Source organism: Cellulomonas flavigena DSM 20109, from assembly GCF_000092865.1.
GTDB classification, from domain to species: domain Bacteria; phylum Actinomycetota; class Actinomycetes; order Actinomycetales; family Cellulomonadaceae; genus Cellulomonas; species Cellulomonas flavigena.
In genome coordinates this window covers 1,594,678-1,620,551 of sequence record NC_014151.1, presented here as the reverse complement: position 1 = coordinate 1,620,551, position 25,874 = coordinate 1,594,678, and the positions used below count along the sequence as shown (strand labels likewise).

Genomic DNA, 25,874 nt, shown 5'->3' with positions numbered 1-25,874 from the left:
GCCCAGCCTCCCCGGGTCCCCGCTCGTGTCGCTCACCAGCGCAGCGCTGCCGTGTGCACCGGAGCGTCCCACAGGGCGGTCAGCTCGTCGTCCAGCCGGAGGACGGTGACGGACGCACCCTGCATCTCCAGCGATGTCACGTAGTTGCCGACGAGCGAGCGGGTCACCTCGATCCCGCGCTCGGCGAGCAACGCGCGTGCCCGACGATAGACGACGTAGAGCTCCGAGGCGGGCGTCCCACCCATGCCGTTGACGAGCAGCAGCACCTGCTCGCCACCCGTCAGGCCCAGGTCCTCCACGACGGGCGTGAGCAGCTTCTCCGTCAGGGCGTCCGCGGGCTCGAGGCCGACGCGGTGCCGGCCCGGCTCACCGTGGATGCCGATGCCGATCTCGATCTCGTCGTCGCCGAGGTCGAAGCTGGGGCGGCCGACGTGCGGCACGGTGCACGCCGTGAGGGCCAGGCCCATGGAGCGCACGTTGTCGACGACGCGCCGGGCCAGGGCCGCGACCGCGTCGAGGTCGTCGCCGCGCTCGGCCGCCGCGCCCGCGATCTTCTCGACCGCGACCGTCCCCGCGACGCCGCGCCGGCCCGCGGTGTACAGCGAGTCCTCGACGGCGACGTCGTCGTTCACGAGCACCTGGCGCACGGTGATGCCCTCGACCTCCGCGAGCTCGGCGGCCGTCTCGAAGTTGAGGACGTCGCCCGTGTAGTTCTTCACGATCGTCAGGACGCCCGCGCCGCCGTCCGCCGCCGCGATCGCGGGGGCGATCTGGTCGGGCGTCGGCGACGTGAAGACCGCGCCCGGCACGGCCGCGTCGAGCATGCCGACGCCCACGAACCCCGCGTGCAGCGGCTCGTGCCCGCTGCCGCCGCCGGACACGAGGCCCACCTTGCCCGGCACGGCGCCGCCGGTGCGCGTCACGTACGCCGGGTCGGTGTGCACCTGCACGAGGTCGGCGTGCGCGAGCGCGAACCCCTCGAGCGTCTCGACGACGACGTCCTGCGGGTCGTTGATGAGCTTCTTCACGCTCGGCTCCCTCGACGTACCGGCGGTGTACCGCCCACCTCACCCCGGCCCCGGACGGACGTCAAGGCGAGACGCCGCTCACGGCCTGCCCAGCAGGACGCGCGCCTCGGCGACGAGCAGGATCGATCCCGTCACCAGGACCCCCGCGCCGCGCTCGACCTCGCTCTCGGCTCTCTGCACGGCGGCGTCGAGGGCGTCGGGCAGGCGGGCGGCGACGTGCACACGGTCCTCGCCGAACACCTCGACGGCGACCGCCGCGAGGTCGTCCGCGTCCAGGGCCCGGACGCCCGAGGCCTGGGTCACGACGACCTCGTCGAGGAGCGGCTCGAGGGCCGCGAGGATGCCCTCGGGATCCTTGTCCGCCATCACACCGACGACGCCCACGAGCCGCTGGAACGCGAACGCCTCCTCCACCGCGGCGGCGAGCGCCTCCGCGCCGGCGGGGTTGTGCGCGCCGTCGACCAGCACGGTGGGGCTCGCACGCACGACCTCGAGTCGGCCGGGCGACGTCGCGTCCCCGAACGCCGCCTCGACGACGCCACCGTCGAGGGCTGCACCGCCCGTCAGGAGCGCCTCGGTCGCCACGAGCGCGAGCAGCGCGTTGTGCGCCTGGTGCTCGCCGTGCAGCGGCAGGAAGACGTCGGTGTAGACACCGCCGAGGCCACGCAGCGCGACGACCTGACCGCCGACGGCGACCTGCCGCTCGACCACCGCGACGTCGACGCCCTCGCGCACGACTCGCGCGCCGCGCTCGGCGGCGGCCGCCAGCACGACGCCCTCGACGTCCTCGGCCTGGTGCGCGAGCACGAGCGTCGCGCCGTCCTTGACGATGCCGGCCTTCTCCGACGCGATCTGCACGAGCGTGTCCCCGAGGTACCGCTCGTGGTCCATCGCGATCGGCGTGATGACGGCGACCTCGGCGTCGACGAGGTTGGTCGCGTCGAAGCGACCGCCGAGGCCGACCTCGACCACGGCGACGTCGACGGGCGCGTCCGCGAACGCCGCGTACGCCATGACCGTGAACACCTCGAAGAACGAGAGCTGCTGGCCGCCCCGCTCGACGTGCCGCTGGTCGACCATCTGCACGTACGGCGCGACGTCCTGCCAGACCTCGACGAAGCGCTCGTCGCTGATCGGCTCGCCGTCGATGCTGATGCGCTCGGTGACCCGCGTGAGGTGCGGGCTGGTGAACCGCCCGGTGCGCAGACCGTGCTCGCGCAGCAGCCGCTCGACCATGCGTGCGGTCGACGTCTTGCCGTTGGTGCCCGTGAGGTGCACCGCACGGAACGCGCGCTGCGGGTCGCCCAGCAGCTCGAGCACGTCACGCACGCGGTCCAGGCGCAGGTCGAAGTCGTGCTCGGGCGTGCGCGTGAGGATCGCCCGGTAGACCTCGTCGGCGGCCTCGCGCGCCGCCCGCGCCGCCTCGTCCCTCAGGTGGTCGGCGCCACCGCGCTCGCGGCTCACGCGTCGGCCCGCGCAACGGTCACGGCGACCTCCGCGACGTCGGCGGCCTCGACGGTCACCGACGTGGCGAGCGTCTCGGCGGCGACGAACTCCCGGTGCGCCTCGACGTCCGCGACGTGCGCCGCGGGCACCTGCAGGCTCAGTGCGATGCGGTCCGCGACGTGCAGCCCGGCGCCCTTGCGCGCGTCCTGCACGGCCCGCACGACGTCGCGCGCGTAGCCCTCGGCGCGCAGCGCGTCGTCCAGTGCCAGGTCGAGCACGACGAGCACACCGCCGGGCAGCACGGCTGCCGCGACGTCACTCCCGGTGCCGTCCCCGACCACGGTGGTCAGCTCGTACTCGGCGGGCTCGAGCGCGACGTCGCCGTCGTCGGTCGTGACGACCACGGTCTCGCCCTCGACGCGCCAGGCGCCCGCACGGGACGCCTTGATGACGTGCTGCACGGCGCGCCCCAGGCGAGGGCCGGCGGCGCGTGCGTTCACCGCGAGCCGCTGCACGATGCCGAAGCGCTCGGCGGTGGCCGCGTCTGCCTCGACGACGTCGACGTGCTTGACGTTGAGCTCGGCCGCGAGCAGGTCGGTGTACGGCGCGAGCGCTGCGGGGTCCGTGACGGCCACGGTGAGCCTGCGCAGCGGCTGCCGCACACGCACCTGGTGCGCCTTGCGCAGGCCGAGCGCCGCGGACACCACGGCCCGCACCTCGTCCATCGCGCCGACGAGCGCGTCGTCCTGCACGAGCGCCTCGTCGGTCGCCGGCCAGTCGGCCAGGTGCACCGAGCGGCCTCCGGTCAGGCCGCGCCACACCTCCTCGGCGACCAGCGGCGCCAGCGGCGCCATGACGCGCGTGAGCTCCTCGAGCGCGGTCCACAGCGTGTCGAACGCGTCGGCGTCCTCCGACCAGAACCGGTCGCGTTGCGTGCGCACGTACCAGTTCGTCAGCAGGTCGAGGTGCTCACGCACCGCCTCGCACGCCGCGGGGATGTCGTAGTCGTCGAGCTGGGCCGTGAGCGACGACGCGAGGTCGGCCGTACGGGCCAGCACGTAGCGGTCCATCGGCGCGAGCCCCGCGGCCCGCTCCGCGGTGACGCGCTGCGCCGTGTACCCGCGCCCCTCGTCCGCCGCGCCCGCGTACAGCGTGAAGAAGTAGTACGTGCTCCACAGCGGCAGCAGCACCTGGCGCACGCCGTCGCGGATCCCCTCCTCGGTCACGACGAGGTTGCCGCCGCGCAGGATGGTCGAGGACATGAGGGACCAGCGCACGGCGTCGGAGCCGTACTTGTCCCACATGAGCACGGGGTCGGGGAAGTTGCGCAGCGACTTGCTCGCCTTGCGCCCGTCGTCGCCCAGGACGATGCCGTGGCACATGACGTTGCGGAACGCGGCGCGGTCGAAGATCGCCGTGGCCAGCACGTGCAGCGTGTAGAACCAGCCGCGCGTCTGCCCGATGTACTCCACGATGAAGTCGCCCGGGTAGTGGTGCTCGAACCACTCGCGGTTCTCGAACGGGTAGTGCACCTGCGCGAACGGCATCGACCCGGAGTCGAACCACACGTCGAGCACGTCGGGGATGCGGCGCATCGTCGCCCGGCCCGTGGGGTCGTCCGGGTTGGGGCGCGTCAGCTCGTCGATGAACGGCCGGTGCAGGTCCGGCTCACCCTTGTCGTTGAGCGGCAGGCGGCCGAAGTCGGCCTCGAGCTCGGCGAACGAGCCGTACACGTCGACGCGCGGGTACGCCGGGTCGTCGCTCACCCACACCGGGATGGGCGTGCCCCAGTACCGGTTGCGGCTGATCGACCAGTCGCGCGCGTTCTCGAGCCACTTGCCGAACTGGCCGTCCTTGATGTGGCCGGGGATCCACTCGATGCCCTGGTTGAGCTCGACCATGCGGTCCTTGAACTCCGTCACGCGCACGAACCACGAGGACACGGCCTTGTAGATCAGCGGGTTCCGGCACCGCCAGCAGTGCGGGTAGGAGTGCTCGTAGGTCTCGTGGCGCACGACGAGGCCGCGCTCCTTGAGCTCGCGGATCAGCCCGGGGTTGGCGTCGAACACCTGCTGCCCGGCGTACTCGGGCACCTCGGTGGTGAACCTGCCCTTGGAGTCCACGGGCACGACGGTCGCGATGCCCGCCGCGAGGCACACCGCGGCGTCGTCCTCGCCGAACGCCGGTGCGAGGTGCACCAGGCCCGTGCCGTCCTCGGTGGTGACGAAGTCGGCGGCGAGGACCTGGTGGGCGTTCTCCCGGCCGGTGAAGTACGCGAACGGCGGCGTGTAGCGCAGACCGACGAGGTCGTCGCCCGTGAGCCGCGTGACGACCTCCGGCGACTCCCCCAGCTCGCGCGCGTAGGCCGCGAGCCGCGACGCCGCGAGCACGAGGGTGCGACCGGCGAACGCGCCCTCGGCGGGGCGCACGGCGACGTAGTCGATGTCCGGTCCGGCCGCGACGGCGAGGTTCGACGGCAGGGTCCACGGCGTCGTCGTCCAGATGAGCAGCGAGGCGTCGGCGAGCGTGACGGGCGCGTCGACGAGTGGCAGCACGACCGTCAGCGCCGGGTCCTGGCGCGCGGCATACACGTCGTCGTCCATGCGCAGCTCGTGGTTGCTCAGCGGCGTCTCGTCACGCCAGCAGTAGGGCAGGACGCGGTAGCCCTCGTACGCCAGGCCCTTGTCGTGGAGCTGCTTGAACGCCCAGATCACCGACTCCATGAAGGACGCGTCGAGCGTCTTGTAGTCGTTGTCGAAGTCGACCCAGCGCGCCTGCCGGGTGACGTACTCCTCCCACTCCTTCGTGTACGTCAGCACGGACTCGCGGCACGCGTCGTTGAACGCGGCGATGCCCATCTCGTCGATCTGGGACTTGTCGGTGATCCCCAGCTTGCGCTCGGCCTCGAGCTCGGCCGGCAGGCCGTGCGTGTCCCACCCGAAGCGGCGCTCGACGCGGCGCCCGCGCATGGTCTGGTAGCGCGGCACGACGTCCTTGGCGTACCCGGTGAGCAGGTGGCCGTAGTGCGGCAGGCCGTTGGCGAAGGGCGGCCCGTCGTAGAAGACGTACTCGTTCGCGCCGTTCTCACCGGCGTCGCGCTGCTCGACGGAGGCGCGGAACGTGTCGTCCGCGGCCCAGTGTGCGAGCACGTCCTTCTCGAGCGCGGGCAGGTCCGGGCTCGGCGGGACGGTCGTGCCGGCGTCGTGGGAGGTGCGGTGCAGCGGGTACGCCACGGTGGTGCTCCTGGTCTCACGCACCCGGGTGCGGGTGCAGCACGGCCACGAGGACGACGACGTCCGGACGTCCGGACCCCACCGCGGTACCACCTCGCTTGCCGGGGACGCGTCCCCGACCTCTCGCCTGCGGCTGTGACGGGCCTGCCCCGTCCGGTTCTACTGAGGACCCGCGGGGTGCGGGGCCCGTTCTTCCGGAGGCTCACCGGTGATGGCCGGGTCGATGCCTGTGCGCTCAGCATACCGACGCCCCGGGCCCGGGCTCACCATGGGCGCCGCGAGATCGCGGCCGCGGAGCTCGAGCAACCGGAGCGTGCGGGGCGCGAGGTCGGCCGCGCGTCAGACGACGGCGGCGAGCTCGGCGTGGTCGGCCACGGCCGCGCCGAGCACCGCCCGCAGCGTCCGGCCGAGGAGCGCGACCGCGACCGCGCCCGCGACGCACCCCAGCAGACCGAGGAGGATCCCGGGACCACCGACGCCGACGACGAACAGCAGGTGCACCATCGGCGCGGCGGCGCAGACCGCCCCCAGGAGGAGGGCGCCGACGCCGGCGTCGAGACCGCGCCGGGCGCGCGGGGCGAAGATCTCGTCGCGCTCGACGCGGGTGACGAGCCACCAGACGGCCACGAGCGCGACCTGCAGGCACGCGAGCGCGGCGATCCCCGCCGCGGCGTAGGGCACGACCAGGTGCGCGGTCTCGGCGTAGCCACCGCCGAGCTGCTCGGCGAGCAGCGGCAGCTGCGTCTGGAGCACGAGCGCGCCGAGGAGCAGGGCACCGAGCGCGACGCGGAGCAGGGCACGGAGCAGTGTCGTCATCTATCGATTGTCAATCGATACCTCTCGACGGTCAAGAGGCGTTGGTGCGGTGCACCCGCGATTGGCCCGGAGCCCGCGCCGCGGGAGACCATCGGGCCATGCCCCCGCTCCCCACCCGCCCCGTGGCCCTCCTCGACCTCGACGGCACCCTCATGGACTCGGCACCCGGCATCGTCGCCTCGGTGAGCGCCGCGTACGCGCACGTCGGACTGCCGGCCCCCACGGACGCCGTCATGCGCTCGTTCGCCGGCCCGCCGATCCAGTGGTCGTTCACGACGCACGGCGTCGGCGCGGAGCAGCTCGACGCCGCCGTCGCCGCCTACGGCGCGCACTTCTCCGGCGCCGGTGTGTGGGACACCCGGGTCTTCGACGGCGTGCCCGCGGCGCTCGCGACCCTGCGGGAGGCGGGCGTGCTGCTCGTCGTCGCCACCGCCAAGCCGCTGCGCTGGGCCGCTCCGATCTGCGACGAGGTCGGCCTGACCCCGCTCCTGGACCACGTGGTCGGCGCCCCCGACGACGAGTCGGAGAGCAAGGGCGACATCATCGGGCGCGCCCTGGCCTGGGTGCACAGCGCCGTCGACGGTGCGGACGTGCGCGCCGTCATGCTCGGCGACCGCGAGCACGACGTCCACGGCGCCGCGGAGCACGGCCTGCCCTGCCTCGGGGCGCTGTGGGGCTACGGCGGCGCCGACGAGCTGCGCGCGGCGGGTGCCGTGGAGCTGCTGGACTCCCCCGCCGACGTGCCCGCCGCAGTGCTGGCGCACGTCGGGCCGGTGGCACGATGACGGGCCCCGCGCCCCTCGTCCTGCTCGACCTCGACGGCACCCTCACCGACTCGTACCCCGGCATCGCCGCGAGCGCCCGCGTCGCCTTCGGCACCCTCGGCCTGCCGGTTCCGGACGCGGCGGCGCTGCGGCGCTTCGTCGGACCGCCGCTCGTCGAGTCGTTCGCGCTGTTCGGCGTGGCCCCCGAGCGCGTGCCCGACGCGGTGGCCGCGTACCGCGGGTACTTCCGCGAGACGGGCATGTGGGAGAACACCGTCTACCCCGGGATCCCGGACCAGCTCGCCGTGCTGCGCGACGCCGGCGTCCGGCTCGCCGTGGCCACCAGCAAGCCCGAGGTGTTCGCCGGCCCGATCTGCGAGCAGTTCGGCCTCGCGCCGTTCGTCGAGGGCGTCTTCGGCGCGCCGCTCGACCACGTGCCGTCGACCAAGGCGACCGTCGTCGGAGCCGCGCTCGACGCCCTGCGCCCGGCGGGGCAGGTGCTCATGGTCGGGGACCGCGAGCACGACGCGCACGGCGCGCGGGCGCACGGCGTCGACTGCCTGGGTGTCGCGTGGGGCTACGCGCAGCCCGGCGAGCTGACGGCGGCGGGCGTCGTCGGTGTGGTCGCGGAGGTCGCGGACCTCGCGGCGGGTGTCCTCGCGGCGCTCAGCGCTGCGGCTGCACCGGGGGCAGCGCCGACCACGGGAAGGTGATCCAGCGGTCGGTCCGCCGCCACACGTAGTCCGGGTCGACCACCGAGCGCGGCTTGGCGTAGAGCACGGCCGTGCGCACCTCGCGGCAGTGCGTGGACAGCAGTCGCTGGACGAGCGCGAGCGTCTCGCCGGAGTCGGCCACGTCGTCCACCACGAGCGCGCGCAGGTCCGCCATCGCGTCGGTGTCGAGCAGCGGCGGCAGCAGCAGCGGCTCGGGCAGCGTGCTGTCGACGCCGGTGTAGAACTCGACGTTCATCGTGCCGACCGCCTTGGTGCCCAACGCGTACGCCACGGCACCGCCCGCGGGCAGACCGCCGCGCGCGATCGACACGACCACGTCGGGCGCGAAGCCCGAGTCGACGACGCGCTGCGCGATCTCGCGCGCGGCCGCACCGAACGTCTCCCAGTCCAGGACCTCGCGGTCGCTCGGCAGCTCCTGGCCAGGCCCGGCCTCCGTCGTCGTCATGGGGACATCGTCGCGTACGTGAGGCGTGCGCGGGCCGCCGGATCGTCCCGGGTGACACGGGTACGGTCGTGCGATGGTGACCTACCCCCGCCCCCTCGTCGCCGGCGACGTCGTGGGGGTGACGTCACCGTCGAGCGGCATCCAGCATGCGCAGCAGGCGCGGCTCGGCGTCGCGCTCGCCCACCTCCACCGGCTCGGCTGGGGCACGCGCGTGGGCGCGGTCATGGGCGGCGACCGGGTGTCGTCCGGACCGCCGCGCACGCGCGCGGCGGAGCTCACCGCGTTGCTCACGGACCCCGAGGTGCGCGCCGTCGTCCCGCCGTGGGGCGGGCACGTCGCGATCGACCTGCTGCACCTGCTCGACTGGGACCGGCTGGCGGAGGACCCGACGTGGTTCCTCGGGCTGTCGGACATCTCGACGCTGCTGCTGCCGCTGACGCTGCGCACGGGCGTCGCGACGCTGCACGGGCAGAACCTGCTCGACACGCCCTACCGCGTCCCCGAGCCGCTGCTGCCGTGGACCGACGTGGTCGCCGCGCCCGCCGGCGCCACGCTCGTGCAGGGTGCCGCGACGGCCTGGCGGTCCGGTCCCTTCGTGGACTACGAGGCCGAGCCCGGCGTCACCGAGTACGTGCTCGACGCTCCGGGCGGCTGGACGCGCGTCGACGCCGGGGCCGACGACGCGGGCGACGTCGACGTCACCGGCCGCCTCGTGGGCGGCTGCCTGGAGACGGTCGCGCACCTGGCCGGCACGCCGTACGGCGACCTCGCCGGGTTCGCGGACCGGCACGCGCCCGAGGGCCTCGTCGTCTATCTCGAGAACGCGGGCTCGGACTCCGCGGACGTGACGCGTCGCCTGTTCGGGCTGCGGTACGCCGGCTGGTTCGACCGGGCGACAGCCGTGCTCATCGGCCGCACGCAGGGCAAGGAGGTCCCCGAGCTCACGCACCACGACGCCGCGCGCCGCGCTTTGGGCGATCTGGGGATCCCCGTGCTCGCGGACGTCGACTGCGGCCACGTACCGCCGCACCTCGCGCTCGTCAACGGGGCGCTCGCGCGCGTCGTGCACGGGGCAGGCGGGTCGCGCATCGAGCAGCGCCTCGTCTGAGCCCCGCGTGACCACCCTCACGCAGGTCAGCGGCACGCCCGGGGACCGTCGGCCCCGCGGCGCGGTGCCCGGGTGCGGCAGAGTGGGCGCGTGAGCACCACCGATCCGCGCGCGCTGTTCCCGGGCAAGCACTTCATCAGCACCGTCCTCGAGGCGCTCGAGACCAAGACGGCGATGTCGGGGAGCCTCGCGCGCCGCTACCTCATGCGTGCCGGGATGGCGGGCATCGTGATCGGCGTGCTCTACGCCGCGAACTACGCGGTGATCGCGGGCTTCGCGCAGGTGTCCGCCGGCGGCTCGACCCTCGTGCCGCTGGGGCGCATGGCGGGTGCGCTGACGTTCGGCTGGGCGCTGGTGTTCATCTACTACTCGCGCTCCGAGCTCCTGACGTCGAACATGATGATCGTCTCGATCGGTGCGTACCACCGGCGCACCACGTGGGCGCGCGCCGCGCGCCTGCTCGGCCTGTGCTACCTCGGCAACCTCGCCGGTGGCCTGCTCGTCGCGCTCTTCCTGCGGTTCTCGACGCTCGCCGAGGGCGCGGTGCTCGAGCAGATGGTGGCGTCGGTGGAGCACAAGCTCGCCTACGTCGCCGACGGGCCGGTGGGCTGGGGCGACCTGCTGGTCCGCGCGGTGCTGTGCAACTTCTGCATCAACCTCGCCATGCTGCTGGTCTACAACGGCCTCATCAGCAACGACGTCGCGAAGTCCGCCGTGATGATCGTCGCGGTGTTCATCTTCGCGTTCCTCGGGCTGGAGCACTCGGTGGCCAACACCGTGCTGTTCTCGATCGTCGGGTTGCGCGAGGGCATCGACCTCGGGCTCGCGGCGGGCAACGTCGCGCTCGCGCTCGTCGGGAACTTCGTCGGCGGCGGGCTGCTGATCGGCCTGTACTACGCGTACGTCAACGACGACACGCAGTGGCTGCGCGACCACCCGGACGACACGCCCGCCGGCGGCGCGGGGCCGGCGGGCCGCGTCAGCTGAGAGCCCTCACCCGAGGCCCGGCACGTCCGACGACCACCGCGCGGGCTTGCCCGGGCCGAGGTCCGCGACGTCGTCGAGCACGTCGAGCGCCACGTCACGTCCCAGCCAGTCGCGCACGGCTCGCGCCGCGGCCTGCGCCGCCAGGACGTCCGGGGCGACCGCGCGCAGCAGCACTCCCCCGGCGGCGTCCTGGTGGACGTGCCACGCGACCAGCCCCGCCGCCTGCAGCACCTGCGTCGCGTCGACGGACGGCCGCGCGACGCCCGACGCGTCGAGGTAGCGCACGGCAGCGCGGCCCTCGAGCCCGAGCAGCACCGGACGCCCGTCGGCGGTGCTGCCGAGCGCCGCGTGGTCGCCCGTGCGGTAGCGCAGCAGCGGCAGGTACGGGTTCTCGTCGACGGTGACGACGACCTCGCCGCGCTCGCCCGGCGCCACCGGGCGGCCGGCGGGGTCGAGCACCTCGACGTGGACGCGCCGGTCGACGACCACGTGCCCCGGGGCGTCCTCGCCGGCCACGGCCACGGGGCCCGTCTCGCGCAGCCCGTACAGGTCGAGCAGCGGCGCGCCCCACACGTCGTGCACGCGGCGTCTGACGGCGGGCGTCACGTGCGTGGCGCCGTTGACCACCGCCAGCGGGTGCAGGGCCAGGCCCGCCTCCGCGAGGTCGAGCAGGTGCACCAGCGGCAGCGTGCTCGTGCTGACGACCTGCGGGTCGTGCTCGGCGAGCCACCGCTCCCGGTCCCCCGCTGCGCGCCATGCGGACGCGTCGAGGTTGACGCGCGCCATGAGAGGCGCAGGGACGCCGGGGTCGCGCGGGAACGCCGACATCGCCGAGACGTACGTGAACGCCGCGCGCTGGTCGACGAGGTTCAGCAGGCCGAGCCGGGCGGCGTCCGCGACCCACGTCGTGCCCGTCGCCTCGACGAGCGCGTGCAGCAGCAGCAGGTCCGCGGCGACAGCCCGCGGGTGCAGCGGGACGACGAGCGCCGCGCCCGTGCTGCCCGAGCTCGTGCCCTGCAGCACACGGTCGAGCGGCACGTCGACCGGGACGTGCGCGGCGAGGTCCGTCACGAGGTCGTGGCGCGTCACGGTCGGCAGCTCGTGCAGCGGGGACGACGGACCGCTGCGGCCGTCGCGCGCGGCCGCGCGGTACCGGGGCACGGTGGCGTGCGCGCGCTCGACCAGCGCAGCCACCCAGTCCGGCGGCGTCGCGCTCTGCTGCGTCCGCCCGCGCGCGGCCAGCGCCGTGAGGTCCGCCGTGTCCAGGCGGTCGCCCGTGGCGTGCACCCAGACCGGCGCCGCCGGGTGCTGCCGCGCCGCCTCGACGCGCACGAGGTCGGCCGTCGGCAGGCTCGGCCAGCGCTCGTGGTCGGTGAGCGCGAGCGCGCCCATCGGCGCGTACTCGGCCGGTGGACCGACGGGGTCGGGCCTGGCGCGGTCGGGCGAGGCGGGGTCGGGCGTCGCTCGGCCGGGCGTGCCGGCGAGCGCGTCGTCAGTAGTTGGCATACTGCGCCGCCGCCTCCTTCGCGCGCTGCTCCGCGAGCGCCTTCGCGAGCTCCGCGGCCCGCTGCGCCTCGGCCGCCATCTCCGCGGCGACCCGCCGCCGGTGGCGCGTGCTGACGACGCGCCAGGCGTCGCCGGCCGTGTGCGGGTCCTCGCCCGCGGGCAGGACGCCCAGCACGGCGAGGACGGCGCGGGCCAGCTCCTCGCGCGCGACCTCGTCGTCGGTCCAGGTCGCGGGTTCGCGCAGTTCCGCGAGCTCGCCGGCCACCGCGAGCGCCGCCGCGACGACGAGCCTGCTGAGCCCGCCCGCGCGCTTCGCGACGTCCTGCAGGCCGGGGTCGGCGCGGACCGCCGGGTCGAGCGCCACCCACCCGGTCAGCAGCGCCAGCACGGCCCGGTCGCCACCGGGGTCGCCGGTGCGCTGGTCGAGCGAACGCAGCTCGCCGGCCTCGGCCACGCGTCCGTCGAGCACGACCGCGAGGTCCGCGAGCGCCGCGGCCGCGTTCGCGCCTGGGTCGCGCAGCGCCGCCGGCGCGGCCGCCAGGCGGCGTGTCACGACCACGAGCTCGGGGCCCGGCCGGCGCTCCCCGGACACCAGCGGGCGCGGCAGCCGCGCGTCGTCGTCCCTCATCGCATCTCCCCCCACGTCCGGCGCGCGAACGCGCGCGCGAACTCGACGAGGGCCTCGTCCCCCGTCACGCTGTGCACGTCGTACCCGGCCGGCAGGTGCGGGACCAGCCCGGGCAGCCGGTCGGGCGGCACGTCGAGCAGCAGCGTGCCGCCACCGCCCGCGGCCTGCACCGCGCGGCTCGCGACGTCGGGCTCGAACCCGAGACCGCGCGGCGGGACCATGGAGCGGGCGCCGTCGTCGGACACCACCGCGATGTGGGTGGCGCGTGCGGCCGTCGGTCGCTGCCCGGCCTCGCCGAGGTGCGTGCGGCGCAGCAGCGCGAGCGGGAAGGCGGTACCGCCGCCGATGTAGGCGACGACGGCACGCAGGGCGGCCTCCGGGTCGCGCGTGAACCCGTCCGTCCCGGCGACCTCACCGGGCCCGGACCACGTCGTGGCCTGCACGCGCGCGCCGGCACGCAGCGCCGAGAGCACCAGCACGGCGCCCGCGAGCGCCACCCACGAGAACCGCCGCGGGTCGGCCATCGACCCCGACGAGTCGAGGTACAGGTCGAGGTCCACCGGGACGCGGCGCGGCTCGACGGGCTCGTCCTCCAGGGTGTGCCGGCGGACCGTCGTGAACCCCGGGACGACGACGGGCGACGCGGTCATCGTGCCGACCCAGTCGACGTCGGCGAGGTCCTCGCCGAGCTCCCACGGCTCGAGCCCGGCCAGCAGCCGCTCGGGCACGCCCCGCTGCACCACCTGCCGGAAGGGCACGAGGTACGGCGCGGCACGCTCGCGGTACCAGGCGACGGCGACGTCCTCCGCCGTCGCGGACGACCCGAGGGCCTTCAGCGTCGCGTGCAGCTCGGGCGGCAGGACGGGGCTGTGCTGGGTTCCGGTGCCGTCGGCCGACCCGTCGGGGGGCACGGCCTCGTCGACGTCGGGTGCGGCCGTGACCGCGTCACCCACGACCGCGGGGTCCTGCGCGGGGTGCACGACGGGCGTGGCCAGGTCGTCGCTCGTCACGCCGTACGGCAGCCCGTCCAGGGACGCCTCGTCGCCGCACGCCAGCGCCCGTGCCCCTGCGAGGCCCGCCGCGTCCCCGAGCTCGTCCGCGAGGGCGGTGCGCACGAGCGCGGCGAACCCGCCGGCCCCCGCGACGGGGTCGCGCGCGTACGCCCGCACGAGGCGCGCGCACAGCCAGGCGGCCTCCTCGCGGACCGGCACGGCGGTGCCGCACAGCTCGTGCCGCGGCAGGCCCCACAGCAGCTCGCACGCGCGCAGCACGAGGGCCATGAGCGGGTCGCTCGGCGTGCCCAGCGCGCGCCACACGCCGGCGAGGTCGGCGCCGCCGGTGCGCTGCAACCGGTCGTTGATCAGCAGGTCGCTCCAGAGGTTCGCGACGAGCGGCACGAGGTCGTCCCGGTCGGCCAGTCCTGCGCGCACGCGCGCCGCGATCCGCACGCGCGTGCGGCCGTCGACGGGCGCGAGCACATGGTGCCCGACCTCGTGCGCGAGCACCGCCACGGCATGCTCCGCGAGGCCCAGGCGCGCGGCGTGCGCGAGGTCGACGTGCACCTCGACGTCGCCGCTGTCGTACCAGGCGAACGACGGCACGTCCGCCACGGGCACGGTGTGCAGGTGCGGCGGGTGCATGCGCGTGGTCCTGCCCCACGCGGCGAGCGCGTGCGGCCAGGCGTCGCGCCAGGCCGCGACCAGGGCCTGCGCGGCCGGGTCGGGCGTCGTCGCGCGGGACCTCATGCGGCCGCCACGCGGACGACGTCGAGGGTGCACGAGTGCGTGCGAGCCACGAGCAGCACGTCGGGCCGCTCGCCCGGCACCGCGCCCGTGACCTCGTCGAGCCACGGCACGGGCAGCCGGCGGGCGTCGGGTCGCGGCGGTGCGACGGTCGGTGGCGGGTCCTCGAGCCCGACGACGGCAGAACCGTGCACGTCGGCCACGACGGCGCCGACCGTGCCGTCGACGACCACGAGCCAGCCCGTCGGTCCGCCGGCCGCCACGCGCGGCACCTGCACCCAGGGGCCACCCCACCCGACGAACCCGCCGACGCGCTGCACCACGCCCGGGCCGTCGTCGCGCCCCGGCCACCACCACCGGTCGGCACGGTGCCGCTCCAGGACGACGCCGACCTCCGCCTCCGGCACCTCCAGGAGCGCGGCGGCGGTCGCCGCCGGCAGGGCCGCGGCGGCGTCGAGCGCGGCGTCGCGGTACCGCACGAGGCCGCTGCGCCACGCGGCGACGAGCAGGGCCGGGCGCACGTCCGTGGGTGCGGCCGGCACGTCCGCGCGTGCGACCCGGTCGACCCACGCGTCGAGCAACCCGGCGCGCGCCACGCCACGCGAGGCTGCGAGCACCGCGGGGACCACGTCCGCGGGCCACGCGCGCACCCACGTCGCGAGGCGCGGCAGCACCGTCAGCACGACGCCGCGCGGCACGGACGCTGCGTGCCAGCGCCCGCGGGCGAGCAGGTCGAGGGTCGCGCGCACGAGCGGCAGCGCGACCTCGGGGTCGCCGTCGAGCGCCGCGACCGCCGGCTCGAGGTCCGTGAGCGCCGCACGCGCCGCCGCCGCGTCCACGCCCCACCCCGCCGCCTCGCGCAGCCACGGATCGACCGTGGCCGCGTGGGCACGGACGAGCGCGGGGACTCCCGTCACGACGACTGCCACCGCAGCCAGCGCAGGTACGAGGAGTACCGCTGGTGCGCGTACTTCAGCGCGAGCGCGTCGTCGTACATGTCGCCGTGCAGCTTGGTGCGCTGCCAGCCCGAGAGGATGCGCTCGATGGTCGCGAGACGCGCCAGCACGACCTTCTCCTCGATGCCATCGAGACCGGCTGCGAGCTCGGCGAGCACGTCGCCCACCGGGTCGTCGCCGTCGAGGCCCGCGGCGTCGTACTGCAGGCACGCGGTGTCGAAGATCTCGCGCAGCCACGAGACCCGGTCCGTGCGCAGCGCCTCGCGCTCGGGGTCGTCGAACGCGGGCGCGTCGAGGTCGGGCTGCAGCTTGTCGTGCAGCACGAACGGCAGCACGGCCCGCAGGTCGTCGAGCTCCACCTGCGCGTCGCCGCGGAAGTACGCCATGGCCTTGGCGTACAGCACGAGGGACTGCAGCGCGCGCACGGACAGGCCGTTGAGCGTCTGCGCGCCGATGTCGTCGCGCCGGTCGCGGCCGTCGTCGGACGCCAGGAGGGTGTGCGGGTCGGCGCCCGCGAGACGGGCCGTGTCCTTGGTGCGGTACTCGAGCTGCGAGCCGGCACGCTCGAGCAGCTCGAGCTGTGCCGCGAAGAACTCCAGGCGGCGGCGCACCGGCCGCGGCAGCGGTACCGCGAGCACCTCGCGGTGCAGGCGGTCGTGCTCGTCGGCGTCGAACACGATGCCCGGCGGCACGTTCTCCTCCGGCCGCACACCGCGCTCGGCGCGCGTCACGAGGTCCCCGAGGAACCGCGAGTTGAACGCGAGCGCCTTGACGACCACGTCGATGCGGTCCCGCAGCGCGTCGACCACCTGGAAGGTGCCGCCCCCCGCGTCGTCGTTGGCCGTGAGGTACCAGGCGGACGCACCGGTCTCGTAGACCTGGTCGAACACCTCGACGTAGCCGTCGGCCAGCACCGTGAGAAGCGCGGACTGCGTGCGCGTGGGGATGCGGTTGTACTCGTCGACGATCTTCACGCGCATGCCCAGCCACGAGCGCCACGCGACGTCGACGTCCGCCAGACGCTCGGCGTTGACGAGGTCGCGCGGCAGCGGCGTGCCGAACATGTCCTGCACCGTGAGCTGCGGGTGGCCGTGCTGCATCGCGCGGCGCACGTCGCGCACGGGGTAGCCGGCGATGACGCCCATGAGGATCGCCGAGGCCGTCTTGCCGCGGCCCGGCCCGCCGACGAGCAGGCAGCGGCCGCGCACCGCGAACGTCAGCAGCGGCAGCAGCACGAACGACGAGTACGACTGGTCGGTCGGCAGGTGCACCGCGGCCCGGGAGTCCCCCAGCCGGTAGGTCGTGCGCGCCTGCCCGGGCGCGGAGAACTCGACGTCGTAGTGCGGGCTGATGACCGCGTGGTTGACCATCCAGAAGTACGCCTGGCGCAGCTTCTCGTCGAGGCGCGGGGCGGTCGCGTCAGCCGGGAGCTGCTCGTCCGCGAAGAGGTGGGCCGCGTCCAGCTCGACGTGCGGGGTGCCCGCCGCCCCTGCGCGGGTCGGTGCCTGGGAGACCTGCTGCAGGTCGTGCTCGCTCACGTCGCGAGTGTGGCACGGTCGCCGTTCGCCTCGGGCAGCGGGTCGGCGAGGTCACGCGGTCGGCGCAGCAGGTCGTCGACGAGCGCGACGGCCGCGGCGAGCCGCTCGGTGCGTGAGCCGCGCAGCTCGACCCACGGCACGCCGTCCGCTGCCTCGCGCCGCGTCAGCTCCTCGCGGAACCGCGCCTGCATCGCGTGCCGCACGTGCTCGCCGTCGCGCCAGCCGTCCTGGACGAACGGGATCTCGTCGCCCGTCAGCAGGTACAGGTCGGGCACGCGCTCCTGCGCGAGTGCGACGACCGTCGGCGACGCGTGCCCCACGTAGCGCTCGTGCCAGAGCGTCGTGGCGGTGACGTCGGTGTCGCACACCAGCAGCGGGCGCGGCGTGCGGCGTGCGGCGTCGTCCTCGCGGCGCGCCTGCTCGCGCGCGACGAGGTCGAACTCGGCCGTGTGCCACGGCGCGTCGAGACCGCCGGGGCGGGCGGTCGTCCACTCGCGGCCGAACTCGGCGACCGTCGGCAGGCCGTAGTGGGCCGTGAGGTCCTGCGCGAGCGTCGTCGTGCCCGTCGACTCGGCGCCCGTCACGACGACACGGCGCACGAACCACGCGCGCACGGCCGCCGGCAGCGCCCACCAGTACCGCGCGGGGTCGGCGCGCACCGCCGTGCCGGAGACGGGCAGTCCCTGGCGGCCCGGGTCGACACGGTGCCACCGCGCGCCGAGGCGGCGGGCGAGCTCGCCGCCGTAGGAGTCGGACGTGACGACGAGGTCGACGGGTGCGTCGAGCAGCGACGCGATCACCGCGACGTGCGCGTCCCACGCCCCCGGGTCGGCGTAGTCCACCGGGTGGTCGTCGATCCCGTGCACGACGTGCGCGGTCGGCAGCTCCTCGCGCAGCCACGCCGCCCGGACCTCGCCCGGCAGGGACTCGGCGCTGGACGCGAGCACCTGGACCGTCACGCGGTCGCACCGTGCCTGCGCGGCGTGCACGAGCGCGAGGTGGCCCGCGTGCGGCGGGTAGAACTTGCCGATCACGAGGCCGTGCGTCACGCGGGTGCCGCCGCGTCCACGTCCGCGCGGCGCGCGACGTCCGTCGTCGCCCGCAGGTCGCGGCTCCACTGCCGCCACCCGTGCACGCACAGCCCGAGGAACAGCACGTAGAGCGCCGCGGTGAGGTACAGGCCGAGCGTCACGTACAGCGCGACGAGCAGCACGTCGGTGACGATCCACACGGCCCACGAGCCGAGCCACTTGCGGCCCATCATCACCTGCGCGACGAGGCTGAGGGACGTGGTCACGGCGTCCGCCCACGGCTGGGCCGACTCCGCCGTGCGCGTCAGCACGAGGGCGATCGTGACGGTCAGCGCGGCGGCGCACACGAGGGCGAGTGGCCACACGAGCCGCGGCGTGCGGCGCACCGGCAGCCGACCGGCATCCGGACCGCCGCGCACCCACCACCACCAGCCGAGCCCGCCGAGCAGGAGGTAGACGACCTGCAGACCGGCGTTCGCGAGGATCCCCGTCTGCCAGAACAGCACCACGAAGACCAGGTTGTTCGCCATCCCGACGGGGAAGTTCGCGACGTGCTGGCGCGTCGCGAGCCACACGCACGTCGCACCCGTGACGAACCCGACGACCTCGACCCAGTCCATGAGGGGTCACGGTAGCGCTCACGTCGTGCGGAGCGACTCCTGCCACTGCGCGTGCAGCGTGGCGAACCGCCCGCCCGCCGCGACGAGCGCCGCGGGGCTGTCGTCCTCGACGACGCGCCCGCCGTCGACGACGAGCACGCGGTCGGCGTGCATGACGGTGGACAGGCGGTGCGCGATGACCACCGCCGTGCGGCCGGTCAGCAGCGTGCGCAGACCCTCCTGGACGAGCTGCTCGCCGGGGATGTCGAGCGAGCTCGTGGCCTCGTCGAGCACGAGCACGGCCGGGTCGGCGAGGAACGCGCGCGCGAACGACACGAGCTGACGCTGCCCCGCGGACAGCCGGACGCCGCGCGTGTCGACGTCGGTGTCGTACCCGTCGGGCAACGACGCCAGGAGCTCGTGGACGCCGACCGCGCGAGCCGCCTGCTCGATCTGCTCCTGGCTCGCACCGGGACGACCGAGCGCGATGTTGGCGCCCACCGACCCGGAGAACAGGTACGCCTCCTGCGTGACCATGACCATCGCGGTCCGCAGGTCGCGCGGGTCGACGTCGCGCAGGTCCACGCCGTCGAGCAGCACGGCCCCGGCACGCGGGTCGTAGAACCGTGCGAGCAGCTTGGCGACGGTCGACTTGCCGGCGCCCGTCTCCCCGACGAGTGCGACGGTCTGCCCCGCGGGGACGTGCAGGTCGAGGCGCGGCAGGACGGTCGGCCCGTCGCCGTACCCGAACTCGACGCCGTCGAAGCGCACGTCACCCCGCGGCTCGCGCAGCCGCACGGGGTGCACGGGGTCGGCCACGGTGGGCTCCTGCGCGAGCAGCCCCGAGAGCTTCTCCAGCGCAGCGGTCGCGGACTGGAACGAGTTGTAGAACATGCCGATCTGCGCGAGCGGCGCGAAGAACCGGCGCGCGTACAGCACGGCGGCGACGAGGACGCCGACCTCGAGCGCGCCGTCGAGCACCCGCAGCCCACCGATCAGCAGCACGACCGGGACGGTGACGTTGCCGATGAGCACCAGGCCGGTGTCGAAGACGCCGTTGACGCGGATCGCCTCGGCGTTGGCCGCGCGGTACTCCTCCGCCTCGACGTCGTAGACGGCCGCCACCTGCTGCTCGCGCCGGAACGCCTGCACCGCACGGATGCCCGTCATCGTCTCGACGAACCGCACGATGACCCGCGCGACGGCCGTGCGCGAGCGGCGGTACTGCGCCTGCGAGCGCACCTGGAACCAGCGGGTCAGCACGACGCCCGGCACCACGGCGACGAGCAGCACCAGGCCGGAGCGCCAGTCGAGGACCGCGAGACCGACGGCCGTGAACGTCATGGCCAGGCCGCTCGCGGCAAGCGTGGTCACACCGCCGTCGAGCAGCTCGCGCAGCGCCTCGAGGTCCGAGGTCTGCCGCGAGATGATCCGGCCCGACGTGTAGCGCTCGTGGAACTCCAGGCTCAGGCGCTGCGTGTGGCGGAAGACGCGCCCGCGCAGGTCGAGCAGCACGGCCTGGCTCACCGTGGCGGCGAGGCGCACGGTCGCGGCGGTGAAGACGCCCGCGACCAGCGCCGTCAGTCCGTACCCGCCCGCCACCAGCAGCAGCGGCGTCGCGTCGCCGGCGCGCAGCGCGGGGATGCCGCGGTCGATGCCCACGGCGACGAGCGCCGGGCCGGCGACGAGCGCCAGCTGTGCGACGACCACGACGAGCGCAGTGAGCCCCGCGCGCCGGGCGACGGGCCGCAGCAGTGACGCGAGCAGCCCGAGCGAGCGGCGCCGGACCTCGCGCGGCCCCGCGTCGTCGTGCTCGTCCGCCGACCCGACGGCGCGTCCGGGTGCCGTCGTGGCGGTCATCGCCCCACCTCCGCGGCGACGTCGAGGTCACCGGGGAGCGGCCGGGCCGCCTCGTCGCCCTCGGCCGTGAGCACGTAGCGGTAGTGCGGGTGCGACGCGAGCAGGTCGGCGTGCCGGCCCACGCCCGTGATCCGCCCGTCCTCGAGCACGGCCACACGGTCCGCGAGCGCGACCGTGGAGGTGCGGTGGGCGACGACGAGCGTGGTGGTCCCCGCCAGCACGCGCCGCAGCCCCTCGGTGACGTCGGCCTCGGTCGCGACGTCCAGCGCCGAGAGGGGGTCGTCGAGCACGAGCACCCGGGGGCGGCCGGCGATCGCGCGGGCCAGTGCGACGCGCTGGCGCTGGCCGCCCGACAGGCTCATGCCCTCCTCGCCGACGACGGTGTCGACGCCCTGCGGCAGGCGGTGCACGAACCCGGCGCTGGCCACGTCGAGCGCGATGCGCACGACGTCGTCGACCTCCTGCTCGGTCATCTCCGCCAGCCGCTCGGTCGGCACACCCATGAGCACGTTGTCGCGCACGGACGCCGAGAACAGGATCGGGTCCTCGAAGGCGACGGCCACGGCGCCGCGCAGGTCGTGCCGTGTCACGTCCCGCACGTCGACGCCGTCGACCAGCACCGCGCCGCCCGTGACGTCGTACAGCCGGGGCACGAGCTGCAGGAGCGTCGTCTTGCCGCTGCCGGTGAGCCCGACGAGCGCCATCGTCTCGCCCGGCTCGAGGACGAGGTCGACGCCCCGCAGCACCTCGGCGGACCCGGGCGTGTGCGCGAACCGCACGTCCCGCAGCTCCACGCGCGTGCCGCCGGCCGGCGCGGCCGGCAGCGCGACGGGCTCGGCGGGGTCGGCCAGCGCGGGCACGGTGTCGATGACGTCGAGGAAGCGGTCGGTGCCGGCGCGCGCGTCGAGCGTCATCGCCATGAGGTGCCCGAGGCTCTCGACGGGCCGCGTCATCACGGTCGCCGTCGCGAAGAACGCGACGAGCGCGCCGACGCTCACCCGGTCGGTCGCCGCGAGCCACACGCCGAGCCCGAGCGCCACGGCCAGGGTCGTCTCGGGGATCCAGGCGAGGGCGAACGACATCCGCGACTGCGCGCGGGCCTTGTCGAGCTCGGTGCCGCGCAGCTCGTCGGCCTGCCGGACGAACTCCTCGAGCGCGTCGTCGCCGCGGCCGAACGCCTTGAGCACGCGGATGCCGTGCACGGACTCCTCGACGCGCGTCGCGAGGTCACCGGCCTGGTCCCGTGCGCGCCGCGCGACCACCTTGTAGTCCTGCCGGAACCGGAAGCCGAGCCAGATCACGGGCACGGCTCCGACCAGGTACACCAGACCCAGCGGAGGGCTCGTCGCGAGCATGAGGCCCGCGCCCACGAGCACGGTCGTCGCGGCGACGACGAGCTGCACGAGACCGAAGACCATCCACCGGCGGACGGTGTGCAGGTCCCCCATCGAGCGCTGCAGCAGCTGACCGCCGCCCCGCCGGTCGTGGAACGCGACGGGCAGGTCGAGCAGGTGACGGAACAGGTCGGTGCGCATGGTCCGCTCAACACCGGTCCCGGGGGTCGCGATGAGCGCGCGGCGGCACCACACGAGCACGGCCTCGAGCACGCCGAGGACGAGCACGAGCAGGGCCGCCTGCACGACAGCCGTCCGCGAACCGTCCGTCAGCAGCGGACCGTTGACGACCGAGCGGAGCACCTGCGGCACCGCGAGCGCGATGAGGCTGGCGACGAGCGTCGCGGACCCGCCGAGCACCACCCGTGGGAGCGCCGGCCGGGCCCACCGCACGAGGCGGAGCAGCGCACGCGTCGTGGAGGTCTCGGCTGGTGGCACTCGCCCAGACTAGGACGCAATCCCTGCGTCGCGCGTCGGGATTGTTCGATCCGTTGCCTCAGACACCCGTCCGCGCGATGGTCGTGTTGTTCGCCTGCGCCCGGGGCCGCACGACGAGCAGGTCGACGTTGACGTGCGCCGGGCGCGACAGGCTCCACGCGATCGTGTCGGCCACGTCGTCGGCGACCAGCGGCTGGTACCCCGCGTAGACCTTCGCCGCGCGTTCGGCGTCCCCCGCGAAGCGCACGAGCGAGAACTCCTCGGTCGCGACGTTGCCGGGTGCGATCTCGATGACCCGGATCGGCTCGCCGACGATCTCCCAGCGCAGCGTCGTGGCGAGCATCCGCTCGGCGTGCTTGACGCCCGTGTACCCGGCACCGCCGGGGTACGGCGCCTGCCCCGCCGTGGACGTCACGACGACCACGTCGCCCTCGCCGCGCTCGCGCAGCAGCGGCAGCACGCCCTGCGTGACGCGCAGGGTGCCGAGCACGTTGAGCTCGTACATGGCGCGCCACCCCGCGAGGTCGGCCTCCTCGACCGTGTCCAGGCCGAGCGCGCCGCCCGCGTTGTTGACGACCGCGTCGAGCCCGCCGGTCTCCCGCACGTGCGCCAGCAGCGCCGCGACGTCGGCGTCCTGCGTGACGTCCGCTGCGAACGCGTCGGCGCCCGTGTCGGCAGCGAGCGCGGCGAGGCGGTCGGCCCGGCGTGCCGTGGCGACGACGTCCCACCCGTCGGCGCGCAGGCGGCGCACGGTGGCGGCGCCGATGCCGGACGACGCCCCGGTGACGAGGGCGCGGCGGGGGCGGTCGGTCGTGGGCATGCGGGTCTCCTGGGGTCGGCGGCGGGCACGAGCATCGCACGGCGGGACGGGGCTGGATCGACGTCTCGCGGGCGAAGGAGGCGGGCGAAGGAGAGGAGGCGGGCGAAGGAAGAGCGCGAGCGTCGGGGCTGGATCGACGTCTCGCGGGCGGAGGTGGGGCGTCAGAGGTCCGTGGTCACCTCGGTGAGTGCCTCGTCGAGCAGGGCGAGTCCCTCGCGCGCCTCGTCGGGCGTGACCACGCACGGCGGCACGACGTGCACGCGGTTGTCCGCGACGAACGGCAGCAGGCCGCGGGCGAGGCACGCAGCCCTGACCGCGCCCATGACGGCAGGCGCGACCGGCTCGCGCGTCGCACGGTCCGCGACGAGCTCGACGGCCCAGAAGACGCCGGTGCCACGCACCTCGCCGACCAGCGACTGCCGCTCGGCGAGCTCCGCGAGCCCTGGCCCGAGCACGTCGCGCCCCACGGCGGCGGCGTTCTCGACGATCCCCTCGTCCTCCATGGCACCGATCGCGGCGACGATCGCCGCCATCGCGAGCGGGTGCCCGGAGTACGTCAGACCGCCGGGGAAGACGCGCTCGTCAAACGTCGCGGCGATCTGCGAGGAGATCAGCACGCCGCCGGCCGGGACGTACCCGGAGTTGACGCCCTTGGCGAAGGTCACCAGGTCGGGTACGACGTCGTGGGCGTCGAACGCGAACCACTCGCCCGTGCGCCCGAAGCCCGCCATGACCTCGTCGAGGATCAGCACGATCCCGTACCGGTCCGCGATCTCCCGCACGCCCGCGAGGTACCCCGGCGGCGGGACGAGCACGCCCGCGGTGCCCGGCACGGTCTCCAGCAGGATCGCGGCGACCGAGTCGGGCCCCTCGCACTGCACGATGCGTTCGAGATGCCGCAGCGCGCGCTCGCACTCCTCCTCGAGCGCCGTCGCCCAGAACTCCGAGCGGTACAGGTACGGCCCGAAGACGTGCACGTGCCCGCGCGCGTACTCGTTGGGGACGCGCCGCCAGTCCCCCGTCGCGACGACGGCCGCCCCGGTGTTGCCGTGGTAGGAGCGGTAGTGCGAGACCACCTTGTCGCGGCCGGTGTGCAGGCGCGCCAGGCGGATCGCGTTCTCGACGGCGTCGGCGCCCGCGTTGGTGAAGAAGACCTTGGTGAGCCGGTCCGGCGCGTGCCCCAGGATCGCGGCGGCCGCGCGGCCGCGCGTGAGGTTCGCGGTGGCGGGAGCGATCGTCGCGAGCAGCCCGGCCTGCTCGCGGATCGCCTCGACGACCCGCGGGTGCTGGTGCCCGATGTTGGTGTTGACGAGCTGGCTGGAGAAGTCGAGGTAGGTGTGGCCCGCGTGGTCCCACACCGTCGACCCGCTGCCGCCGGCGACCACGAGGGGCGCGACGCGCGCCTGCGCGGACCACGAGTGGAAGACGTGCGCGCGGTCCAGCGCGACGGTCTCGGCGTCGAGCGTGAGGCCGTCGACCTCCACGGGTGCTGCCATGGTCCGTGCCTCCCTGGGTTCGCGGTGCGCGGTGCACCCTGGCGGTGGTCCCGGGGCGGGGAGTGCCCGCCCCGGGACGGGGCGGTCAGTTGCCGCCCTCCTGCAGCTCGACGTCGACCGGCGCGAAGTCCGCCCCCGTCACGTCCACACCTTCCTCCTCCAGCTCCGCGAGCGCCTTCTCGACGTACGCGTTGGTGTAGGCGGTCTCCGGCGGCTCGGAGGTGATGATCGTCGCGCCGGTCTCGTTGTGGGTCTCCATCGCAAGCTTCACCGTGCGCTCCCACGCGGCCTCGTCGACGATCCCGATGCCCGCGGTGGACGGCCAGATGAGCTTGTTCACCTCGTTGGTCATCCACAGCTGGTGGGACGTGCCGAGCGTGGAGCCCGCGGCCGTGACGATCTCGGCGGCGTCCTGCGGGTTGTCGCGCGCGAACGCCCAGCCCTTGAGCGACGCCTTGAGGAACCTGACCGTGGTCTCCTGGTACTCCTCGTCGTCGGCGAGTCGCGCGGCGTCGGCCCAGATCGCGTCCTGCAGCATCGCGACGCCCTCGTCGTTCCAGTCGATGACCGTGAAGTCCTCGGGCGTGTAGAGCTCGCCGGTGTCGGGGTCGACGGTCTCGAGGAGCTGGGCGTACTCGTTGTACGTCATGGCCTGCGCGGCGTCGATGTCGCCACCGAGCAGCCCCAGCATGTCGAACGCCTGCGTGACGAGCTCGAAGTCCTCGACGCCGGCCTGGTTGAGCCCGGCGAACAGCTCCCACTCGTTGCCGTACCCCCACGAGCCGATCGTCCTCCCCTCGAGGTCGGCGACGGACGCGATCCCGGAGTCGGCGAACGCGACCTGCAGCGTCGCGGACCGCTCGAACACCTGGGCGACGTTCGTGACCTGGGCGCCCTGCTCGATCGAGCCGAGCACCTTGGGCACCCACGCGATCGCGTAGTCGACCTCGCCCGCGGCCAGCGCGTCCTGCGGCACGATGTCGCCCCCCGAGGGCACGATCTCGACGTCGAGGCCCTCGTCGGCGTAGTAGCCCTCCGCGACGGCCGCGTAGTACCCCGCGAACTGCGCCTGCGTCAGCCACTGCAGCTGCAGCGTGACCGGCGTGAGGTCACCCTCGCCGCCGTCCGCCTCCGCCGTGTCCGTGGTCGAGCAGCCCGCCAGCAGCAGCCCGGCTGCCGCCAGGGCCGCGACGGTCGCCCCCCGACGCGTCGTCGTCCTCATGTCATCTCCCCTCGGTGGTGCGTGCCGCGGCACGCGGGTGGGCACTGCGGGTCGGCCGTCCTGGCGGCGCCGGCAGGAGGACG

At 74.7% G+C, this 25,874-nt stretch carries 21 protein-coding genes; 4 read left to right on the top strand and 17 right to left on the bottom strand.

The genetic code is table 11. The features are described 5' to 3' along the window. Nucleotides 1–32: 32 nt before the first annotated feature. From dhaK to CFLA_RS07345, 4 genes are all read right to left on the bottom strand, one after another. The gene (dhaK, locus tag CFLA_RS07360; protein WP_013116689.1) at nt 33–1,028 is read right to left on the bottom strand and encodes a dihydroxyacetone kinase subunit DhaK; all 996 of its coding nucleotides are present in this window, start codon (nt 1,026–1,028) and stop codon (nt 33–35) included. Between the two features lie 78 nt (nt 1,029–1,106). After that, entirely contained in the window at nt 1,107–2,492 is a 1,386-nt protein-coding gene (locus CFLA_RS07355; RefSeq protein ID WP_013116688.1) for a bifunctional folylpolyglutamate synthase/dihydrofolate synthase, read from the bottom strand. After that, nucleotides 2,489–5,707 carry an isoleucine--tRNA ligase gene (ileS, locus tag CFLA_RS07350; RefSeq protein WP_013116687.1) on the bottom strand — a complete coding sequence of 1,073 codons (3,219 nt, stop codon included), beginning with the start codon at nt 5,705–5,707 and terminating at the stop codon, nt 2,489–2,491. Before ileS ends, CFLA_RS07355 begins: the two co-directional genes overlap by 4 nt. Before the next feature lie 339 nt (nt 5,708–6,046). Then, the gene (locus tag CFLA_RS07345) at nt 6,047–6,523 is read right to left on the bottom strand and encodes a DUF2975 domain-containing protein (RefSeq protein WP_013116686.1); all 477 of its coding nucleotides are present in this window, start codon (nt 6,521–6,523) and stop codon (nt 6,047–6,049) included. A 98-nt stretch (nt 6,524–6,621) separates the two neighbouring features. On the opposite strand from CFLA_RS07345, the gene CFLA_RS07335 reads away from it, so the two are divergent. Both CFLA_RS07335 and CFLA_RS07330 read left to right on the top strand, forming a co-directional pair. Further along, nucleotides 6,622–7,308: an HAD hydrolase-like protein gene (locus CFLA_RS07335; protein WP_013116685.1), complete on the top strand. Its 687-nt coding sequence runs from the start codon at nt 6,622–6,624 to the stop codon at nt 7,306–7,308. After that, nucleotides 7,305–8,000 (top strand): HAD hydrolase-like protein, encoded by a 696-nt coding sequence (locus tag CFLA_RS07330; RefSeq protein ID WP_013116684.1) that lies wholly within the window; start codon nt 7,305–7,307, stop codon nt 7,998–8,000. Before CFLA_RS07335 ends, CFLA_RS07330 begins: the two co-directional genes overlap by 4 nt. Here CFLA_RS07330 and CFLA_RS07325 read toward each other — a convergent pair. Continuing rightward, nucleotides 7,954–8,466 (bottom strand): phosphoribosyltransferase, encoded by a 513-nt coding sequence (locus tag CFLA_RS07325; protein ID WP_013116683.1) that lies wholly within the window; start codon nt 8,464–8,466, stop codon nt 7,954–7,956. The two genes, CFLA_RS07330 and CFLA_RS07325, sit on opposite strands and share 47 nt — an antisense overlap. A 73-nt stretch (nt 8,467–8,539) precedes the next feature. On the opposite strand from CFLA_RS07325, the gene CFLA_RS07320 reads away from it, so the two are divergent. Next, entirely contained in the window at nt 8,540–9,574 is a 1,035-nt protein-coding gene (locus CFLA_RS07320) for a S66 family peptidase (RefSeq protein WP_013116682.1), read from the top strand. A gap of 90 nt (nt 9,575–9,664) precedes the next feature. Next, nucleotides 9,665–10,561: a formate/nitrite transporter family protein gene (locus CFLA_RS07315; RefSeq protein WP_013116681.1), complete on the top strand. Its 897-nt coding sequence runs from the start codon at nt 9,665–9,667 to the stop codon at nt 10,559–10,561. 6 nt (nt 10,562–10,567) lie between these two features. Here the strand turns inward: CFLA_RS07315 and CFLA_RS07310 are convergent, their stop codons facing one another. The 12 genes from CFLA_RS07310 to CFLA_RS07255 form a co-directional block, all read right to left on the bottom strand. Then, the gene (locus CFLA_RS07310; protein WP_013116680.1) at nt 10,568–12,067 is read right to left on the bottom strand and encodes an AMP-binding protein; all 1,500 of its coding nucleotides are present in this window, start codon (nt 12,065–12,067) and stop codon (nt 10,568–10,570) included. Next, nucleotides 12,054–12,695: a hypothetical protein gene (locus CFLA_RS18980; protein ID WP_013116679.1), complete on the bottom strand. Its 642-nt coding sequence runs from the start codon at nt 12,693–12,695 to the stop codon at nt 12,054–12,056. The genes CFLA_RS07310 and CFLA_RS18980 overlap by 14 nt, the downstream gene beginning before the upstream one ends. Continuing rightward, entirely contained in the window at nt 12,692–14,440 is a 1,749-nt protein-coding gene (locus tag CFLA_RS07300; RefSeq protein ID WP_013116678.1) for a VWA domain-containing protein, read from the bottom strand. Before CFLA_RS07300 ends, CFLA_RS18980 begins: the two co-directional genes overlap by 4 nt. Continuing rightward, nucleotides 14,437–15,366, bottom strand: coding sequence for a hypothetical protein (locus CFLA_RS18975; protein ID WP_148234307.1), 930 nt, complete (start codon nt 15,364–15,366; stop codon nt 14,437–14,439). The genes CFLA_RS07300 and CFLA_RS18975 overlap by 4 nt, the downstream gene beginning before the upstream one ends. Beyond that, nucleotides 15,351–16,931 carry a MoxR family ATPase gene (locus tag CFLA_RS07290; protein WP_013116676.1) on the bottom strand — a complete coding sequence of 527 codons (1,581 nt, stop codon included), beginning with the start codon at nt 16,929–16,931 and terminating at the stop codon, nt 15,351–15,353. The genes CFLA_RS18975 and CFLA_RS07290 overlap by 16 nt, the downstream gene beginning before the upstream one ends. Next, on the bottom strand, nt 16,928–17,980 hold the full coding sequence (locus CFLA_RS07285) for an AAA family ATPase (RefSeq protein WP_013116675.1): 1,053 nt from the start codon (nt 17,978–17,980) through the stop codon (nt 16,928–16,930). Before CFLA_RS07285 ends, CFLA_RS07290 begins: the two co-directional genes overlap by 4 nt. Next, nucleotides 17,977–18,582: a nicotinamide riboside transporter PnuC gene (pnuC, locus tag CFLA_RS07280; protein WP_013116674.1), complete on the bottom strand. Its 606-nt coding sequence runs from the start codon at nt 18,580–18,582 to the stop codon at nt 17,977–17,979. Before pnuC ends, CFLA_RS07285 begins: the two co-directional genes overlap by 4 nt. Before the next feature lie 18 nt (nt 18,583–18,600). Next, a complete protein-coding gene (locus CFLA_RS07275; RefSeq protein ID WP_013116673.1) occupies nt 18,601–20,421 on the bottom strand; it encodes an ABC transporter ATP-binding protein in 1,821 nt (606 codons plus the stop codon). Next, entirely contained in the window at nt 20,418–22,253 is a 1,836-nt protein-coding gene (locus CFLA_RS07270; RefSeq protein ID WP_052302703.1) for an ABC transporter ATP-binding protein, read from the bottom strand. Before CFLA_RS07270 ends, CFLA_RS07275 begins: the two co-directional genes overlap by 4 nt. Nucleotides 22,254–22,311: 58 nt before the next feature. Beyond that, nucleotides 22,312–23,073 carry an SDR family oxidoreductase gene (locus tag CFLA_RS07265; protein ID WP_013116671.1) on the bottom strand — a complete coding sequence of 254 codons (762 nt, stop codon included), beginning with the start codon at nt 23,071–23,073 and terminating at the stop codon, nt 22,312–22,314. Nucleotides 23,074–23,234: 161 nt separating this feature from the next. Next, nucleotides 23,235–24,569: an aspartate aminotransferase family protein gene (locus tag CFLA_RS07260; protein ID WP_013116670.1), complete on the bottom strand. Its 1,335-nt coding sequence runs from the start codon at nt 24,567–24,569 to the stop codon at nt 23,235–23,237. An 85-nt stretch (nt 24,570–24,654) separates the two neighbouring features. Then, nucleotides 24,655–25,791: an ABC transporter substrate-binding protein gene (locus CFLA_RS07255; RefSeq protein WP_013116669.1), complete on the bottom strand. Its 1,137-nt coding sequence runs from the start codon at nt 25,789–25,791 to the stop codon at nt 24,655–24,657. Between the last annotated feature and the right edge of the window lie 83 nt (nt 25,792–25,874).

What these genes read in the sequence shown, in the direction of transcription:
- pnuC (WP_013116674.1), bottom strand. Translation starts at nt 18,582, where the DNA reads ATGGACTGGGTCGAGGTCGTCGGGTTCGTCACGGGTGCGACGTGCGTG.
- CFLA_RS07325 (WP_013116683.1), bottom strand. Translation starts at nt 8,466, where the DNA reads ATGACGACGACGGAGGCCGGGCCTGGCCAGGAGCTGCCGAGCGACCGC.
- CFLA_RS18980 (WP_013116679.1), bottom strand. Translation starts at nt 12,695, where the DNA reads ATGAGGGACGACGACGCGCGGCTGCCGCGCCCGCTGGTGTCCGGGGAG.
- CFLA_RS07320 (WP_013116682.1), top strand. Translation starts at nt 8,540, where the DNA reads ATGGTGACCTACCCCCGCCCCCTCGTCGCCGGCGACGTCGTGGGGGTG.
- CFLA_RS07335 (WP_013116685.1), top strand. Translation starts at nt 6,622, where the DNA reads ATGCCCCCGCTCCCCACCCGCCCCGTGGCCCTCCTCGACCTCGACGGC.
- CFLA_RS07275 (WP_013116673.1), bottom strand. Translation starts at nt 20,421, where the DNA reads ATGACCGCCACGACGGCACCCGGACGCGCCGTCGGGTCGGCGGACGAG.
- CFLA_RS07300 (WP_013116678.1), bottom strand. Translation starts at nt 14,440, where the DNA reads ATGAGGTCCCGCGCGACGACGCCCGACCCGGCCGCGCAGGCCCTGGTC.
- CFLA_RS07345 (WP_013116686.1), bottom strand. Translation starts at nt 6,523, where the DNA reads ATGACGACACTGCTCCGTGCCCTGCTCCGCGTCGCGCTCGGTGCCCTG.
- CFLA_RS07330 (WP_013116684.1), top strand. Translation starts at nt 7,305, where the DNA reads ATGACGGGCCCCGCGCCCCTCGTCCTGCTCGACCTCGACGGCACCCTC.
- CFLA_RS07260 (WP_013116670.1), bottom strand. Translation starts at nt 24,569, where the DNA reads ATGGCAGCACCCGTGGAGGTCGACGGCCTCACGCTCGACGCCGAGACC.
- CFLA_RS07255 (WP_013116669.1), bottom strand. Translation starts at nt 25,791, where the DNA reads ATGAGGACGACGACGCGTCGGGGGGCGACCGTCGCGGCCCTGGCGGCA.
- CFLA_RS07265 (WP_013116671.1), bottom strand. Translation starts at nt 23,073, where the DNA reads ATGCCCACGACCGACCGCCCCCGCCGCGCCCTCGTCACCGGGGCGTCG.
- CFLA_RS07310 (WP_013116680.1), bottom strand. Translation starts at nt 12,067, where the DNA reads ATGCCAACTACTGACGACGCGCTCGCCGGCACGCCCGGCCGAGCGACG.